Origin of the sequence: Rhodococcus sp. NPDC049939, assembly GCF_040656415.1 — a bacterium.
Lineage (GTDB): Bacteria > Actinomycetota > Actinomycetes > Mycobacteriales > Mycobacteriaceae > Rhodococcus_F.
Window position 1 is genome coordinate 1 of sequence record NZ_JBFAMC010000007.1, and the last position, 14,369, is coordinate 14,369.

A 14,369-nucleotide genomic window follows, 5' to 3' on the forward strand; every position below is an offset into this window, starting at 1 on the left:
CACTTTATTTTTTATTTTGTTTCTAAAAATTTAACCCCGGCGGCGCCGGCGGCCAACCCCCCCCGGCCCCGCCTCGTGCTTTGTCGATAAGTCGGATGCGACCGCGCCATCGGTACAACGCGGTCAGGCTGATTCACGCGTAGTTATCACCGCACATGTGGGTTCGGCTGGTGCGGTTCACGAGACACATCGTCGAGTGGTCAGCCAAGGGGAATGAGTGACTGTGCTTGCGCAAAGACCTTCACCAGTGGCGAATGAACCAAGCAGTTGACTTCTAATTGCTCGGTCGGGCAATTGAACCCGGACTCAGTGCTATTCGGACCGGCTTGGCGGGATCGTGCTCGAGTTGAACCCCTGTCGTCCATGTACCAGCAATCACCGGTGCGGGGCACCCGGTTAGTAGGGCAGACACGCAAAAGCCCCTCACCGCGGCGGTGAGGGGCCTTTACGTGTGCGCTAGCTATGTCGGCCGGCTACGAACCGAAGATGTTCTCCAGGCTTCCGCCGCCTTCGCCGTCACCGTCGCCGTCGCCGTCGCCGTCACCGTCGCCGGACTCGGAGACGTCGACCGTGGCCCCCTCGCTGATGGATGCATTGAAGGCATCCGTGCCGCTGTAGTGGGCCTTGATTTCGTAGTTTCCTGCCTCGCTGAAGGTGTAATCCAGTGTCGCGCTGCCGCCGACCAGATCGACCGGATCACCGATATCGGCCCCGTCCGCCTTGAACTGGACCGTGCCGCCGACGGCGTCACCCTCCGGGCCTGTCACCTCTGCGGAAAGTTCCACGGACTTATCGGTTTCTGCAGTGTTCGGGACATCCAGGGTGGTGGTCGTCTCGGCAGCGGCGTCGACCTCGAAGTCGAGGCTGAACGCCGGGTCAACGGACTGATCCTGCGAAGCGTTGCCCGCATCGATGGGCATGCCGACCACGAGGCTCACCTTGGCGGTCTGGCCGGGCTCGACGCGGACCGTATTCAGTTCGGTGCCCGGCTGAGCAACGTTGTCGATGAGGTCCACGACGTCTCCGGAGGCGTCGTTGATCTCCACCCGGACGTACACCTCCATGTCGGGCGAAGTCTTCGACCATTCGCCCAGGTAGACCTGGAGAATCCCACCCCGCTCGGTGTTGTTCCTAGCATAGAAGGTGGCGGTGAGTTCCCCGCCGGGGATGAGTTCGCCTTCGAAGCCTGGAATCTCGCTCGTGTCTCCCCAGTTCACCTCGTCCGCGGAGTACTCCAGGACGTTGGGGTCGGCGGCGGCGGTTGCGGGCGCCACCAGCGCTCCGAACATTGCCAGAAACAGGGCTAGAATCGCGCCGCCGAAGGCAGTGGTCAGCCGTTTCAAGCTGCCTGGTGCGCTGATGGTTGTCGTCATGACGCGCAGCATAACTAGAACTAACACAAGCGTCCAGTTTTTGAAGAAATTCGGGCTGTTCCGAGACACATCGGGGCCTCAATTATTGTGTGTATCAGACAAACCCGAGACCGATCCGGCTACGTTCCGAAGATACTCCCCAGGCTGCCGAGAGATCCGAAGGGCTCCGAGCCGAAATCGTTCGGGCGGTGACGGTGACCGTTTGGGCCTGGCCGGAAGAGCTTTCGACTGCGTGTGCTCCGGAGTAGACCGCAGTGATCTCGTGCGCGCCTTCGCCGGTGAAGGTGTGTGGCAGCATCGCACGACCGTCGACCAGTTGGACCGGATTGCCGATATCCGTGCCGTTTTCCTCGAATTGGACCGTGCCACCGACAGCATTGCCGGCGAGGCCCCTCACCTGGGCCGAGAGATCAACGGACTCATTCGTAATCACGTCGTTCGGGCCGCCCGGTGTGGTAAGCGTTACAACTGCGTCGACGTCGGGCGCCAGGTCGACCTTGTTACCGAAATCGTCGCCGAGCTGTGCCCGGGCATATACCTTGACGTCCGGCGAAGTCTTGTTCCATTCGCCCAGGCAATCCTCGACGAAGCCTCCCTGGTCGGATTCGTTCTCGAGGTTCCAGCCTTGCGTGACCTCCTGGCCGGGGGCGAGGCGGCCCTCGAAGGCTGGAATCGCGGACGCGTCACCCGTGGACGCGTAGCTGTTCGGTGCGCCGACTCCATAGGTCACGGCGGAGCAGCGTAGCCAGAACTGGCGAGAGTGTCCAGTTCTCATTGAAATGAATGTGTAGCGTTCGCGTTCTTGGACATAGCAGCGTGGCCCGTGCGAGAAACTCACACGGGCCACACTGCGTGTGCTACTCAGCTATCTCAGGAACCGAAGACGTTGTCGAGGCTGCCGCCGCCGCCACCGTCACCGTCACCGTCACCGTCGCCGTCGCCGTCGCCGTCGCCGGGGACGCCTCCGACGATCACGGACTTCTGGTCGGCGGACGCATTCACGTTGCCCGCGCCGGAGTACTCGGCAGTGATGCTGAACTGGCCTGCGCTCGTGGGCGTCCACGTGGCGGTAGCCTGACCGCTCGCGTCGACCGAGGACGTCGCGATGACTGAGTCACCCAGCTTGAACGTGACGTTTCCGCCTGCATCACCAGGGGTCACCTGCGCGGAGATACCCACCGGGACATTGACGTCTGCGGTGTCGGGGACCGTCAGGACCGTAGTCGAGTTGACGTTGTCGACAGGCGCCGCAGCCACATTCACGATGGCGGAGGTGGTGGAACCGAGCACACCCGGTCGTCCGGAGAACGACGCAGCAATCGTGTGGTCGCCCGCGGTGGACGGCACCCACGTGTAGGTGGCGACACCGTCGTTATCGACCGGTACGTTGGCGAGCGTCGTGGAACCGTCCTTGAACTCGACCGTGCCGCCGGGACCGGTCGGCGAAACTGTTGCCCTCAGGACGTTGGACTGACCGACCTGCGCACCGGTGATGGGGGCGAGCACGGTCGATGAGATTTCGTCGACCTGGGTGACACCCACGCTCTTCACGGGCGACACTGAGCCCTCGGCCTTCGAGGTCGCCAAATACTTCGCGGACAAGGTATGTGAACCCGCGGTGGTGGGTGTCCAGCTCAACGTGGCTACGCGATCGCCGTTGAGCGGAACCGTCCCGATCTGGGTGGCACCGTCGTAGAACTCGACGTCGTCGCCCTGGGCGCCGCCATCCACGGTCGCGTTCAGCAGCACCGATTGCCCGACCTGCGCGACGGACGGTGCGTCGAGAGTGGTGGTGGTGGCATTCATCCGGACCGTGATTGTCGGACCCTTGGTCTTGTACGAACCGCTGCCGAGCGAGCCGTCATAGGTCATTCCTGTGTCCATCGCGACGTTGCGGTCACAGTCCGCGCCGACGCGGTAGGAAAACTCGAACGTGTGAGACTTCGGGTTGATGTTCGGGTAGACCGGCCACTTGGTGATTCCACCAGTGATTTTCGCCCAGTCCTCACCCTGGCTTTCGATGTTGTAGTTCTGTCCGTCCACCTTCGACGACACGAACTCCAGGCATGAGGGGTGGTAGTCCTTGACCTCATAGATGTATTCCACCGGGATACCAGTCCGCTGGAACTTGATCGAGGACGTGATGATGTCGCCCTCGGAAGGGTTGACGTCGCTGATCGTCCGGGTGAACTTGCTGCTGCCGTCGGTCCACGTGATCGCTTCGGAAGCTGCACTCGCGGCGCCGGCACCGACCGTCACCGCTAATCCCGCGGCCATCGCGACCGCACTGACGCCGCCGACCACCCGGCGAATGTTCCTGTCAACCATGCAGATTCCTCTCGAGTGTGATTTGACACAATGTCCAACTGCTTGATCGGCGTAGACCATAGCGCAGGTAGTGCCAATCGACTAGGAGTTCACGAATCTGACCGGACTTCTGCAGCACAGTGCGGGTCGCGTTCTTGGACATAGCAGTGTGGCCCGTGGGAGAAACTCACACGGGCCACACAGCGTGTGCTACTCAGCTATCTCAGGAGCCGAAGGCGTTGTCGAGGCTGCCGCCGTCACTCTCACCGTCGCCGCCGTCGCTGTCGCCGCCGCCGTTGCCTCCTACCTTCACGAACTCCTCGGCAGAGGACGCGTTCACGTTGCCCGCACCGGAGTACTCGGCAGTGATGCGGAACTGGCCTTCATTCTCGGCCTTCCACGTGGCGGTGGCCTGACCGCTCGCGTCGACCGGGGACGTCGCGAAGACGGAGTCATCCTGCTTGAACGTGACGGTTCCGCCTGCATCACCAGGGGTCACCTGCGCGGAGATGGTCACCTGCTCGCCGACGTCTGCGGTGTCGGGGGCGGTCAGGACCGTTGTCGAGTTGACGTTGTCGACCGGCGCCGCAGCCACATTCACGATGGCCGAGGTGGTGGAACCGAGCACACCCGGTCGTCCGGAGAACGACGCAGCAATCGTGTGGTCGCCCGCGGTGGACGGCACCCACGTGTAGGTGGCGATCCCGTTGTCATCGACCGGTACGTTGGCGAGCGTCGTGGAACCGTCCTTGAACTCGATCGTGCCGCCGGGACCGGTCGGCGAAACCGTTGCCCTCAGGACGTTGGACTGACCGACCTGCGCACCGGTGATGGGGGCGAGCACGGTCGATGAGATTTCGTCGACCTGGGTGACACCCACGCTCTTCACGGGCGACACTGAGCCCTCGGCCTTCGAGGTCGCCAAATACTTCGCGGACAAGGTATGTGAACCCGCGGTGGTGGGTGTCCAGCTCAACGTGGCTACGCGATCACCGCCCAACGGAACCGTCCCGATCTGGGTGGCACCGTCGTAGAACTCGACGTCGTCGCCCTGGGCGCCGCCATCCACGGTCGCGTTCAGCAGCACCGATTGCCCGACCTGCGCGACGGACGGTGCGTCGAGAGTGGTGGTGGTGGCGTTCATCTGGACCGAAACCTTCGGCCCCTTGGTCTTGGCCGGCTTTTCGTTCTGGAGAGAGCCGTTGTAGGTCATCCCTGTATTCATCGCAACGTTGCGGTCGCAGTCCGCGCCGACCCGGTACGAGAATTCGAATGTTTGTGAGCGTGGGTTCCTGATCGGGTTGATCGACCACTGGGTGGCGCTGCCGCTGACCTTCGCCCAGTCATCACCCTGGCTGTCGATGCCGTAATTCTTGCCGTTCACCTTGGCCGATTCGAGCTTCAGGCATTCCGGGTGCCAGTCCGTCACCCAATAGATGAACTCCGAAACACCACCAAACTCCTTGTAGAACTTGGTTGTCGAGGTGATGATGTCTCCCTCGCGCGGGTTGACATTGCTGATCGTTCGGGTGTACTTGGTGTTGCCGTCTTTCCAGGTCACCGATTCGGAAGCCGCACTCGCGGTGCCGGCACCGACCGTCACCGCTAGTCCGGTGGCCATCGCGACCGCACTGACGCCGCCGACCACCCGGCGAATGTTCCTGCCAACCATGCAGATTCCTCTCGAATACTATTTCAGACAACTGTCCAACTACCGGATCGGCGTAAACCATAGCGCACTCCAGGCGCAGTGATGCCAGGCGACCGGTGACCACGTATCGGGCCGGAGTCCGGTAACACCGACGCGGGTCGCGTCGGGATACCGCCGACGCGGGTCGCGTCCGGATACGGCAGTGTGGCCCGTGCGATGAACTCGCACGGGCCACACTGGGTCAGCTACATCAGGAACCGAAAACGTTTTCCATGCTGCTTGTTTCGGTGGGGACCGGCGAGACGGCCACGAAAGCCTCATCGTCGGATGCGTTCACGTTGCCCGCACCGGAGTACTCGGCAGTGATGCGGAACTGGCCTTCATTCTCGGCCTCCCACGTGGCGGTGGCCTGACCGCTCGCATCGACCGAGGACGTAGCGAAGACGGAGTCATCCTGCTTGAAGGTGACGGTTCCGCCTGCATCACCAGGGGTCACCTGCGCCGTGATGGTCAGCCGGTCACCAACGGTTGCGGTGTCAGGGAGGTTGAGTTCCGTTACCGAGTCGATGTTGTCGACCGGCGCCGGCGCCACATTCACGGTGGCCGAGGTCGTCGATCCGGCGACGCCCGGACGCCCGGTGAACGTCGCCGCGATGTTGTGGTCGCCCGAGTTGGACGGCACCCACGCGTAGGTCGCCACACTGTTGGCCTCGACCGGTACCTCGGCCAGGACTGCACCGCCGTCCGTGAATATCACTGTGCCGCCCGCACCTGCCGGTGAGACCGTCGCCCTCAGAACGGTGGACTGACCGACCTGCGCACCAACGATGGGGGCGAGTACGGTCGACGACCCCGCATCGGCCTCAGAGACCTGCACGGTCTGCGGAGCCGACTGTGAACCCTCGGTCTTCGGGGTCGCCGCGAACCTCGCGGTAAGTGTGTGCCCACCCTTCGTGGCCGGCACCCACTTCGTGGTCGCCACTCCGTCGCCGTTCAACGGGCTGTCGGCGATCTTGACTTCCCCATCGTAGAACCCGACCGTGTCGCCTTCGAATGCGCCGGTCACGACGGCGGTCAGGTCAACTTCATCTCCGACCTGCACGCTCGGCACCGGTGCGAGTGTCGTCGACGATTCGTTCAGTTGGACCGTGAAGTTCGGGCCCTTGGTCTTGTACGAGCCGTCGCCGATGGAGCCCTGGTAGCTCATCCCCGTCTTCAGCGTGACGCCGCGGTCACAGTCCGGGCCGACCCGGTACGAGAACTCGAACGTGTGCGATTTCGGGTTGACGTTCGGGTACACCGGCCATTCGATCAGCCCACCCCTGATCTTCGCCCAGTCGTCACCCTGGCTGTCGATGTCGTACTGCTTCCCGTCCACCTTCGACGATACGTACTCCAGGCAGGTCGGGTGCCAGTCCGAGATCTCGTGGATGTACTCGACCGGGATGCGCGTCCGCTCGAACTTGGTCGTGGTGGTGATGATATCGCCCTCGGCGGGGTTCACGTCGCTGATCGTGCGGGTGAACTTGCTGTTGCCGTCGTTCCAAACGACCGAGTCGGAAGCCGCACCCGCTGTGCCGGCACCGACCGTCACTGCGAACCCGGCGGCTACCGCGACCGCACTGACGCCGCCGACTACGCGGCGAATGTTCCTGTCAAGCATGCAGATTCCTCTCGAGTACAAATTCAGACAATTGTCCAATTGCCGGATCGGCGTAGACAATAGCGCACTTCTGGGCACAGAAGTGCTAGATGACCGGATGACCACACACCGGACCGGCCGCCCGTCGACGAAGACGGGCGGCCGGTGGTGCTATCTCAAGATCCGAAGGTGTTGTCGGATGATCCGCCGGAGCCTTCGTCGGTGACGTTAACAGTGACGGCCTGGGCGGTTGAGCCCAGGAAACCCTGCGTTCCGCTGTAGACCGCAGCCACTTGACGATCACCGGCCTCGGTGAAGGCGTGGGAAAGCGTCGCCTTACCGTCGGTCAACTCAACCGGGGATCCGAGCGGGGTTGCGCCGTCGTAGAACTGGATGGTGCCACCGGCCGGGTCCGGGGAAACCGTCGCGATCAGTTCTACATCGTCCCCCTTGTTCGCTGACGCAGGCGCAGTCAGCACCGTCGTGGTCGCGACATCATCTGGTTCCGGTTCGGCCACGGTGATGGTGTGGTTGACGGAGGTGGATCCGATGAAGCCGTGAGCGCCGGAGAAGACGGCGGCGATCTCGTGGGGACCGGCGGTGTCGAAGGTGTGGGTCAGGCTGGCGGTGCCATCCGCGTTGACCTCGATAGCGGGGCCGAGATCAGCTCCGCCGTCCTTGAATTGGACGGTGCCACCAGTCGGAATCGGCGCGATCTGGGCGGTGAAGGCCACTTCGCTGCCGGTCAGTGAGCTGGTCGGACCGGTCAGTGTGGTGGTCGTTACTTCGGACACCTCGACGGTGTGGTTGGCGGAGGTCGATTCGAGGAATGCGGGGGTGCCGGAGAAGACTGCGGAGATCTCGTAGGTGCCGGCGGCCTCAAAGGTGTGGGGCAAGGCGGCGATGCCGTCGGCGTTGACCTCGACGGCGGGGCCGAGATCGGTTTCGCCGTCCTTGAATTGGACGGTGCCTCCGGCCGGGTTCGGCGTGATCTGGGCGGTGAAGGCCACTTCTTCGCCTGCCATTGTGGCGGTCGGACCGGTCAGTGTGGTGGTTGTTACTTCGGACACCTCGACGGTGTGGTTGGCGGAGGTCGATTCGAGGAATGCGGGGGTGCCGGAGAAGACTGCGGAGATCTCGTAGGTGCCGGCGGCCTCAAAGGTGTGGGGCAAGGCGGCGATGCCGTCCGCGTTGACCTCGACGGCGGGGCCGAGATCGGTTTCGCCGTCCTTGAATTGGACGGTGCCTCCGGCCGGGTTCGGCGTGATCTGGGCGGTGAAGGCTACTTCTTCGCCGGTCAGCGCGGTGGTCGGACCGGTCAGTGTGGTGCTGGTGCCCTCGTTGACCTCGACGGCGTGGTTGCCGGAGGTCGATCCGGTGAACCAGGGTGCACCGGAGTAGACGGCGGAGATCTCGTAGGTGCCTGAGGCGCCGAAGGTGTGGGGCAGGGTAGCAACGCCGTCCGCGTTGACCTCGACGGCGGGGCCGAGATCGGTTTCGCCATTCTTGAATTGGACGGTGCCACCAGTCGGAATCGGCGTGACCTGGGCGGTGAAGGCCACTTCTTCGCCGGTCAGCGCGGTGGTCGGACCGGTCAGTGTGGTGCTGGTGACTTCGGGTGCAGCCACCGTTACGGTCTGCGTATCCGACTGCGAGCTATTCGCTCTCGACGTTTTGGGGAATTTCGCAGAAAGTGTGTGCTCACCATCGGTGTCCGGAGTCCACTCGATTGTCGCCACACCGTCGTCGTTCAACCGGCCGTCGCCGATCTTGGTGTCGCCGTCGTGGAAGTCGACCTTGTCGCCCTCATGGCCACCGGTCACCGTGGCGCTCAGGGTAACCGGCGCTCCGACCACAGCAGTAGGCACCGGACCCAGCGTCGTGGACGTGTTGTTCATGTCGACGGTGATACTCGGGCCCTTGGTCTTGTACGACCCGCTGCCGAGGGAGCCGTCATAGCTCAGCCCCGTCTTCAGCGCGACATCGCGCTCACAGTCCGCGCCAACTCGGTACTTGAATTCGAACGTTCGCGAGCGGGGGTCCAGGATCGGTCTGATCGGCCACTTGGTGAGGTTGCCTTCGACTTTGGCCCAATCGTTACCCGTACTGGCGCTGTAGCTCTTCCCGTCCACCTTCGCCGATACGAATTCCAGACAGGCCGGGTGCCAGTCCTTCACCTCGTAGATGTACTCCGTGACACCACCAAACTCTTTGTAGATCTTCGTCTTCGAGGTGAAGGTGTCTCCCTCGCGGGGGTCGACGTTGCTGATCGTGCGGGTGAACTTGGTGTTGCCGTCGTTCCACGTTTTCGATTCGGAAGCCGCACTCGCGGTGCCGGCACCGACCGCCACCGCGAGTCCCGCGGCCATCGCCACGGTACCCACACCGCCGACTACGCGGCGAATGTTCCTGACAAACATGCAGATATCCCCTCCACGACGGACCGAAGACACCAAAATGACGTCTGGCCGTCCAGATTTCTCGTAGTATCCAGCGCTGACAATTCCGTGCAGTAGACCACATCGGTTGCAGACGCAATGGCCTTTTCCAGGACTGGTGTGGTGGTGTCCCTCACAGGTCCCACAACCGACAAATAGGTGATCGTAGACGGACGGCCTCGAGCATGACTCGGCCGCCCCACGTCGATGGGGCGGCACCGAATCTGTTGCCACGCAGTGTTGCCGAAACCCCTTCGATCGATAAGACCGAAGATCCCGGATGCGGGGGTCTATGTGGTGTAGAGGGCGGTGATGTCGTCCGCGAAGCTCTGCTGCACCACGTTGCGCTTGAGCTTCATGGTGGGCGTGAGTTCACCGGTTTCCTCGGTGAAGTCCACCGGGAGGATCCGGAACTTCTTGATCGCCTCGGCGTGCGAGACAAGGGAGTTGGCCTCGGTAACGGCAGCATCGATCTCGGCGACCAGGTCGGCGTCGGTGAGAAGATCAGTGACCTTCATGTCGGACGATTTGCCGTGACGCTCGTTCCACGCCGGGAGTGACTCGGCGTCGATGGTGATCAGGGCGCCGATGTACGGCTGCTGATCGCCTACCACGATGGCCTGGCTGATGAGGGGGTGGGCGCGAAGTCGGTCCTCCAACGGTGCGGGAGAGACGTTCTTGCCGCCGGCTGTGACAATGATCTCTTTCTTGCGTCCGGTGATCGTGATGTAGCCCTCGGCGTCGACCGAGCCCAGGTCGCCGGTGTGGAACCAGCCGTTCTCGAGAGCCTCGGCGGTGGCACTCTCGTTCTGCCAGTACCCGTCGAACACAACTGGTCCCGACAAGAGTATTTCGCCGTCTTCGGCGATTCGAACCGAGTTGCCCGACAACGGTTTGCCTACAGTGCCGACCTTCTGTTCACCGATCGTGTTGACGGCGAATGCGGCGGACGTCTCTGTGAGGCCGTAGCCCTCGTAGATGGTGATGCCGATCCCGCGGAAGAAGTGACCGAGGCGGGCACCGAGCGGTGCGCCGCCGGAGATCGCGAGCTGGCACTTGCCGCCGAGGGCGACGCGCAGCTTGGAGAATACGAGCTTGTCGAACAGCGCGTGCTTGGCCCTGAGGACCAGTCCGGCGCCACCCTTGTCCTGGGCCTCGCTCCAGGCGATCGCGGTTTCGGCGGCGGCGTCGAAAATTTTTCCCTTGCCCTCGCTGTGCGCCTTGCTGCGCGCGCTGTTGTAGACCTTCTCGAACACGCGGGGGACGGACAGGATGAAATCGGGTCGGAACTCTCCGAACGTGGGGACGAGGTTCGGGATGTCGCTTGTGTGCCCGAGCGTGGCGCCGGCATCGAATGACGCGATGCTCACCGCGCGAGCGAGGACGTGCGCCATCGGCAGGAACATGAGAGTGCTGACACCGGGGGTCTTCAGTATTGTTCCGAGGCTCGAATCGAGGATGCCCTTCGACTCGGCGACGAGGTTCGCGTGGGTGAGCTGACAACCCTTCGGCCGTCCGGTCGTACCCGAGGTGTAGATGAGAGTGGCGGGATCTGCAGCCTTCAACGCTGCGACCCGGGCCTGTACCTCTGAGTCCGGTACGTCAGTGCCCCGCGCGATGAGCTCTTCGACGGCTCCGCTGCCCCCGTTAGCAGGATCGATCTGGTAGACGCCTCGCAGCGCCGGCGCCTCGGCTGCGACGGCCTCGACCGTGGCGGAATGCCCCGCGTTCTCGACAATGAGATATATGGCCGCGGAGTCCTCGAGGATCCAGCGGACCTGCTCGGCGGAGGATGTCTCGTAGATGGGCACGGTGACACCGCCTGCGGCCCAGATCGCAAAGTCGATCAGGGGCCACTCGTACCGGGTGGCCGACATCAACGCGACCCGGTCACCTTGCTGCACGCCGAGAGCGATGAAGCCCTTGGCCACTGCGGTGACCTGCTCCGCGAACTCGGCGGATGTGACGTCGGACCAGCTTCCGCCGATCTTTCGCTTGTAGACGACCAGTTTCGGGTCGGCAGCGGCATGGGCGAACACCGAGTCGACCGCGGAGGAGTCCTCCTTGATGGTGAACGACAGTGGCGCGCTGAACTCGGGCACGAAAACCTCCGACACAGAAAGAACTTTGCAGTAAGATTGCTGGGTTCAACTCTAGACCGTTCCCCGGATCATCCATGTTCAGCCCGACGGAGGGCGCAAGAGCCCACGTCACCCGGGTTGTTCCGAACCGGGGCGGGGGCGCGGAACAGTGGTATGTGAAGCTAGTTTCTGTGAGCAGCATTCAGGTTGCAGACCAGACGTTCATCGTGGCCTCGCCGCGGAGGGTCGCGGCGGCGATCGCGCCGCGAGGCCGCTGGCGCCGATGGTGGCCCGATCTGACGCTCGAGGTCCGGGAGGACCGCGCCGAGAAGGGCATCCGCTGGACCGTGACCGGTCCGCTCAGCGGCACGATGGAGGTGTGGCTCGAGCCCGTGATGGACGGGGTCGTCGTTCACTACTTCCTTCACGCTGAACCGGTGCCCGCAGGTGGATCCCTGGATCTGGCTGCGCTGAACCGTCGTCGTCGCGTCGAGGGCAAGGTGATGTCCTTCGAGGTGAAGAAGGAACTCGAAGCGGGGCGACCGGCAGGCGAACCGCCATCCTGATCCCGAGCGGCCCCGCCGCGGTCGAACCGACATTGTGTCGAGGCGCAGAGATCGTGTGTGATAGTCGGGCAGGTCGTAGACATCAGGACATAGACATAGGAAACCGTTAACGGCGAAGCCCGGCCATCGGTGCGCGGGCCTGTCAGGTGAAAGGAAGAGTTCACTCCATGCCCGAGAGGACCAAGAGGTCGATCAGAATCGAGGCGCCGCCCGACCGGGTGATGGACGTGATCGCGGACTTCGCCGCATATCCGGCATGGGTCACGGCTGCGAAATCCGTCGAAGTTGTCGAGCCTGGAGAGCATGGCCGGGCCGCTCAAGTGCGCTTCATGCTCGATGCGGGAATGGTCAAGGACACATACGTGCTGCGTTACGACTGGGCGCCCGATGGCAAATCCGTCAGCTGGGAACTCGTATCGGGCGAGATCCAGAAGTCGCAATTCGGCTCGTACGTGCTCGAGGAAGCTGCTGAGGGCGGCACCACCGTTACGTATGAACTCACCGTCGACCTCACCATCCCGATGATCGGCTTGTTCAAACGAAAAGCAGAGAAAGCAATCACTGACAGCGCGCTCAAAGAACTCAAGAAACGGGTAGAAGGCTGAACAGCGAGCATGAACCCGGACCTGCCCGGGTCCAATTCTTTGTAGGAAAAGGGGGCGTCGGGAAGACCACGCTCGCCGCCGCGACAGCGCAAACGGCCGCCGAGAGCGGGCATCGGACGCTTCTCGTTTCCCTCGACCAGGCTCACTCCGTTGCCGACGTACTCGGGATCGGCGGCGCCAGGGAGATCGTGTCGATAGACACCGACTTCGACGTCATCGAGCTGGATACGCTCTCTTTGCTCGAATCGCAATTCCGGAGTCTGGCAGGAGTTCTCGCTGCGGCAGGCGCTCACGAGCACGGCGGTCAGGTGTCGGCGCTCGAACCGGAGGAGTTGACCGGTCTCCCTGGAGTGCAGGACGTGCTCGGGCTCTGTGAGATCGTTCGGTTCGCGACCGAGGGCAACTACGACGCCGTCGTGGTCGACTGTCCCCCCACCGCGGACAGCTTGCGAACACTCGCCTCACCTGCGATGGCTCTGGACTACATAGAGCGAGTGTGGCCGCAGCATCGCCGAATGACCGCGGCATTGGGGTCCGATCCGAGGCTGGTCATGCTGGTGGCATTGATCGAACACGTGGTGTCCACGGTTGGCAGGGTCCGTGAACTGCTTGCGGATCGCTCCAAAACTACTGTGCGCCTAGTGACGACACCGGAACGAATGGTGTTGGCCGAAACCCGGCGCACGGTGGTGGCCGCAGCCTTGTCCGGGCTGCACGTCGACGCAATCCTGGTGAACAAACTTCTGCCGCAATTTGATTCACCGACGGGAAGCGTGGACCCTGGTGTGGCCTGGTTGATCAGGAGACGAGCGCTTCAACAGAGAGTGCTCTCGGAGCTCGCCGCCAGCGCAGGCGCCACCACGATCCTCTCCGTGAAACGGTCGGTCACGGAGCCGGTAGGGTTGGCCGATCTCGGCAGTATCGCCCGGGAGTTGTATTGCGACACCGTGGACGCGGTTGCGGTGTTGGGGAAGAACCCACCTGCGGTGCGGGTGGGGCTGGAATCGGGAGCCGGTGTGGATTCTGTGTACACGATGCGGATGTATCTGCCGCTCGTGAACCCGTCGACGTTGACGCTGGGGCGAGTGGAGGACGACTTGGTAGTTGGGGCTGAAGGGGTGCGCCGCCGGGTACGGCTCGCCTCTGTGCTGCGGCGGTGCGCGGTTGCGGACGCAGAACTCGACGGCACCGACCTCGTTGTGCGATTCACGCCCGATCCCCAGGTGTGGCCGGTATGAACGATGATCACGCGCAGGTAATGGAGGAACTGCGGGTCCTCGCAGAGACAGCCCTCGACCGTCTCGAGCCGATTGTGCAACGCCTTGTGGCGCCGCACGTGCAGGAGTCGCCCGAATCAGAGCCTTCGGGCACCGGCCAGTGGTCGGGATGTGCTTGGTGCCCTGTCTGCGCCCTTGCGGCACTGATTCGCGGTGAACAACACGACCTGTTGACCTTGCTTGCCGAGCAGGCGACTGTCCTGATCGCGCTGTTGCGACAGCTTCTCGAAGAGCACAGTGCCCACGGCTCGGACAGGAGACCCGACGGGGCACAGGCTTCGGCAACGGGGTCTGCTGCCCCGGACGGTGCCCCCGACGCAACACCGGCCGGTGGTTCTACGTTCGTTCCGATCGAGGTCACGATCAAGCCCTGACATTGCGCGGTTCGGGCACGGCTGTCGGCAAGCGACTGTTGCGGGAACGACGCGG

General features: G+C 63.2%; 11 protein-coding genes. 4 read left to right on the forward strand and 7 right to left on the reverse strand.

What is annotated here, in order from left to right; genetic code table 11:
* Positions 1–473: 473 nt before the first annotated feature.
* The 7 genes from AB0I57_RS19040 to AB0I57_RS19070 all read right to left on the reverse strand — a co-directional run bounded on the left by AB0I57_RS19040 (position 474) and on the right by AB0I57_RS19070 (position 11,513).
* Positions 474–1,373, reverse strand: coding sequence for an Ig-like domain-containing protein (locus AB0I57_RS19040; protein WP_358338776.1), 900 nt, complete (start codon positions 1,371–1,373; stop codon positions 474–476).
* Positions 1,374–1,467: 94 nt separating this feature from the next.
* Positions 1,468–2,103: an Ig-like domain-containing protein gene (locus AB0I57_RS19045; protein ID WP_358338779.1), complete on the reverse strand. Its 636-nt coding sequence runs from the start codon at positions 2,101–2,103 to the stop codon at positions 1,468–1,470.
* 140 nt (positions 2,104–2,243) lie between these two features.
* On the reverse strand, positions 2,244–3,701 hold the full coding sequence (locus AB0I57_RS19050) for an Ig-like domain-containing protein (RefSeq protein ID WP_358338782.1): 1,458 nt from the start codon (positions 3,699–3,701) through the stop codon (positions 2,244–2,246).
* 202 nt (positions 3,702–3,903) lie between these two features.
* A complete protein-coding gene (locus AB0I57_RS19055; protein ID WP_358338785.1) occupies positions 3,904–5,352 on the reverse strand; it encodes an Ig-like domain-containing protein in 1,449 nt (482 codons plus the stop codon).
* Between the two features lie 229 nt (positions 5,353–5,581).
* Positions 5,582–6,994, reverse strand: coding sequence for an Ig-like domain-containing protein (locus AB0I57_RS19060; protein ID WP_358338788.1), 1,413 nt, complete (start codon positions 6,992–6,994; stop codon positions 5,582–5,584).
* A gap of 155 nt (positions 6,995–7,149) precedes the next feature.
* Positions 7,150–9,393 (reverse strand): Ig-like domain-containing protein, encoded by a 2,244-nt coding sequence (locus AB0I57_RS19065; RefSeq protein WP_358338790.1) that lies wholly within the window; start codon positions 9,391–9,393, stop codon positions 7,150–7,152.
* Positions 9,394–9,701: 308 nt separating this feature from the next.
* Positions 9,702–11,513 (reverse strand): long-chain fatty acid--CoA ligase, encoded by a 1,812-nt coding sequence (locus tag AB0I57_RS19070; protein ID WP_358338793.1) that lies wholly within the window; start codon positions 11,511–11,513, stop codon positions 9,702–9,704.
* Between the two features lie 170 nt (positions 11,514–11,683).
* On the opposite strand from AB0I57_RS19070, the gene AB0I57_RS19075 reads away from it, so the two are divergent.
* The 4 genes from AB0I57_RS19075 to AB0I57_RS19090 all read left to right on the forward strand — a co-directional run bounded on the left by AB0I57_RS19075 (position 11,684) and on the right by AB0I57_RS19090 (position 14,314).
* The gene (locus AB0I57_RS19075) at positions 11,684–12,058 is read left to right on the forward strand and encodes a polyketide cyclase / dehydrase and lipid transport (RefSeq protein ID WP_358338796.1); all 375 of its coding nucleotides are present in this window, start codon (positions 11,684–11,686) and stop codon (positions 12,056–12,058) included.
* Between the two features lie 167 nt (positions 12,059–12,225).
* Positions 12,226–12,663 (forward strand): SRPBCC family protein, encoded by a 438-nt coding sequence (locus AB0I57_RS19080; RefSeq protein WP_358338799.1) that lies wholly within the window; start codon positions 12,226–12,228, stop codon positions 12,661–12,663.
* Positions 12,660–13,901, forward strand: coding sequence for an ArsA family ATPase (locus AB0I57_RS19085; RefSeq protein WP_358339060.1), 1,242 nt, complete (start codon positions 12,660–12,662; stop codon positions 13,899–13,901). Before AB0I57_RS19080 ends, AB0I57_RS19085 begins: the two co-directional genes overlap by 4 nt.
* Positions 13,898–14,314, forward strand: a complete 417-nt coding sequence (locus AB0I57_RS19090; RefSeq protein WP_358338802.1) for a hypothetical protein — start codon at positions 13,898–13,900, stop codon at positions 14,312–14,314. The genes AB0I57_RS19085 and AB0I57_RS19090 overlap by 4 nt, the downstream gene beginning before the upstream one ends.
* Positions 14,315–14,369: the final 55 nt, after the last annotated feature.

Bases quoted from the DNA above. Each gene is read 5' to 3' on its own strand.
- AB0I57_RS19090 (WP_358338802.1), top strand. From the start codon at position 13,898: ATGAACGATGATCACGCGCAGGTAATGGAGGAACTGCGGGTCCTCGCA.
- AB0I57_RS19055 (WP_358338785.1), bottom strand. From the start codon at position 5,352: ATGGTTGGCAGGAACATTCGCCGGGTGGTCGGCGGCGTCAGTGCGGTC.
- AB0I57_RS19050 (WP_358338782.1), bottom strand. From the start codon at position 3,701: ATGGTTGACAGGAACATTCGCCGGGTGGTCGGCGGCGTCAGTGCGGTC.
- AB0I57_RS19040 (WP_358338776.1), bottom strand. From the start codon at position 1,373: ATGACGACAACCATCAGCGCACCAGGCAGCTTGAAACGGCTGACCACT.
- AB0I57_RS19080 (WP_358338799.1), top strand. From the start codon at position 12,226: ATGCCCGAGAGGACCAAGAGGTCGATCAGAATCGAGGCGCCGCCCGAC.
- AB0I57_RS19065 (WP_358338790.1), bottom strand. From the start codon at position 9,393: ATGTTTGTCAGGAACATTCGCCGCGTAGTCGGCGGTGTGGGTACCGTG.
- AB0I57_RS19060 (WP_358338788.1), bottom strand. From the start codon at position 6,994: ATGCTTGACAGGAACATTCGCCGCGTAGTCGGCGGCGTCAGTGCGGTC.